Genomic DNA, 971 nt, shown 5'->3' with positions numbered 1-971 from the left:
GGCCAGCAGCGCGGCGTTGACCTCCTCGGCGTGGGTCCAGAGCAGGCCGTGCGGCGCACCCTCGATCTCCACGTAGTCGGCGGCCGGCAGCGCCTGGTGGAACCGGCGGGCGGTGTTGTCGATCGGCAGGGTGCGGTCACCGGTGCCGTGCAGGATCAGGGCCGGCACGTCGATGCGGGCGACATCGGCACGGAAGTCGGTGTACCAGGTGGACGGCGCGGCCGAGGCGGCGAAGGCGCCACCGCTCGCCGCGACGTTCCAGCTGTTGCGGACCGCCTCCTCGCTGATCCGGGTGCCGAGGTTCTCGTCCAGGTTGTAGAAGTCGTTGAAGAAGCCGGTGTAGAAGGCGAACCGGTCGGCCTTCACGGCGGCCACGACGCCGTCGAAGAACTCCTGGGGGGCGGCGCCCTCCGGGTTCTCCTCGTTCTTCAGCAGCCAGGGCTCCAGCGAGGCGAGGAAGGCGACCTTGGCGATCCGCTCGGTGCCGTACTTGGCCACGTAGCGGGCGGTCTCGCCGGTGCCCATCGAGAAGCCGACCAGCACGGCGTCCCGGACGTCCAGGGTCTCCAGGACGGTGTGCAGGTCGGCGGTGAAGGTGTCGTAGTCGTAGCCGGTGGTCGGCTGCGAGGAGCGGCCGAAGCCGCGGCGGTCGTAGGTGATGACCCGGTAGCCGGCGTCGAGCAGCGCGGCGCTCTGGCGCTCCCAGGAGGCGCCGTTGAGCGGGAAGCCGTGGATCAGCACGACCGGCCGGCCGGTGCCGTGGTCCTCGTAGTAGAGCTCGATCGGAGCGGTGTTCTCCTGGCCGACGGTGATGAACGGCATGGTGAAGTCCTTTGTTTCGCAGGGGGTTCCGGAGGCCGGCCGGGGCCCGCCGCCCCGGGGGGGGGGGGGGGCCGCCCGGGGGCCGCGCCGCCCCCCCGGGCCGGGGTCCGCCGGTACTGGCGGCAGCAGAGCGCGAGGCGCCCGCAGCT

General features: G+C 72.4%; 1 protein-coding gene. It reads right to left on the bottom strand.

Annotated elements, in window-relative coordinates; genetic code table 11:
* The coding region (locus ACFXAM_RS34735) for an alpha/beta fold hydrolase (RefSeq protein ID WP_380297424.1) at positions 1-822 on the bottom strand (822 nt) is incomplete at its 3' end.
* Positions 823-971: the final 149 nt, after the last annotated feature.

The sequence above is a fragment of the Kitasatospora sp. NPDC059462 genome (assembly GCF_042749955.1).
GTDB lineage: Bacteria > Actinomycetota > Actinomycetes > Streptomycetales > Streptomycetaceae > Kitasatospora.
This window is presented reverse-complemented; position numbering and strand designations above follow the sequence as displayed.